Source organism: Butyrivibrio sp. NC2007, assembly GCF_000421405.1.
GTDB lineage: Bacteria > Bacillota > Clostridia > Lachnospirales > Lachnospiraceae > Butyrivibrio.
Window position 1 is genome coordinate 1 of the sequence record NZ_ATWY01000048.1, and the last position, 1663, is coordinate 1663.

Annotated in this window: 1 protein-coding gene; it reads left to right on the forward strand. The window is 37.6% G+C overall.

Going from position 1 to position 1663, the window contains the following annotated elements; all coding sequences use genetic code 11:
• The first annotated feature begins 187 nt into the window (after positions 1-187).
• Positions 188-1510, forward strand: coding sequence for an IS4 family transposase (locus G632_RS0118285; RefSeq protein ID WP_022770959.1), 1323 nt, complete (start codon positions 188-190; stop codon positions 1508-1510).
• Positions 1511-1663 lie beyond the last annotated feature (153 nt).

The window sequence follows — 1663 nt, forward strand, 5'->3', positions numbered from 1 at the left end:
CAATGTCATTAAGATAAGATGACGGAATAAGATCTCTATATCAGAAATGGTATAGAGGTCTTTTTTTATTAAAAAATAGTTGACAGATGACTGAAAAAGTGCGGCCGCTTTCGCTACGAATTGTATTTAGAAGTAGCGAAAGCGGCCCTTGAAATTAAAGACAAATCTTTTTTCAAGGAGGCACTAAATGAACTATTCTAAAACTGTTAAAAACAAGCTGCTGTCAATTATTGATCAAATGGACCGAGTTCATTGGCTATTTACCCGGAACCCAAATACGGATTTTTGCCGCACTAAGAAATGGTCGTTTACAGATATAATGAGATTTATCTTAGCCATGGAGGGTAAAGCTATTAAAGATGAATTGCTGGAGCATTTTAACTTCAGCAAGAATACTCCTTCCGGTGCTTCCTTTAATCAACGCCGTGCACAGATTCTTCCAGAAGCATTTGAATTCCTTTTCAATGAATTCACTCATACCATATCCCAGCCCAAGCTTTATCATGGATATCGCTTATTAGCATGTGATGGATCTGATTTGAACATTGCTCATAATCCAGATGATGAAACAACTTACTTTCAATCAACTCCTGATTCAAAGGGCTTTAACCAGATTCACCTTAACGCTCTTTATGATTTACGCTCAAGGACATATATAGATGCCATTATTCAACCATCTCGAATGGAAAATGAATGCAAAGCCATGTGCGATATGGTTGATTGCTACGTCAGTGAATACAAGACTATTTTCATTGCCGACAGGGGATATGAAAACTATAACATCTTTGCACACATCAATGAAAAACATCATTTCTACCTGATCCGTGTGAAGGATTTGCGTAGTAATGGAATTGCTTCTTCTGCAAGGTCACTACTCCCCAAGAACAAGGAATGTTTTGATGAAACTATTTCAATTACCCTGACAAGGAAGCAAACAAAGGAAGTGAAAGCTAACCCTGAGAAATACCGAATCATCATGAAAGAAACTCCTTTTGATTTTCTGGATTTATACGATAACAAGTTCTACGAAATACGCATGCGAATTGTCAGGTTTCCCATATCTGAAGACAACTATGAATGCATTATCACTAATCTTCCTAAGGATGAGTTCTCATCAGAAAAGATCAAAGAACTATATCATATGCGATGGGGTATAGAGACATCATTCAGAGAACTGAAATATGCTATTGGCTTAGTAAACTTTCACGCCAAAAAGCTGGACTATATAAAACAGGAAATATGGGCCCGGATGATCCTTTACAATTTCTGCGAAGCGATAACAATGCACACCATAGTGAATCAAAAAGTAGCGCACCGAAAGCATGCTTATCAATTAAACTACACGAGGGCTATCCACATATGTCGCCATTTTCTATCAATAAAGAAGGAAGCTCCTCCTGACGTGGAATTCCTCATCAGTAAAGAGCTTCTTCCAATCCGACCTGGACGCAAAGACCCTCGCAAAGTCAAAGTCCAAACCGCTATAAGCTTTCTGTACAGAGTAGCTTAACAAACTAATTATACTATCATTTCGGCAGATGGACATCTGCCTATTTTCTATGCCCTGAAGGTTTAAAAACCATCAAAAAAAGAGAACTGATTACCTTATTCAGGTTCTCAGTTCTCTATTTCTTTTTGTTGTCATCTTATCTTAATGACATTG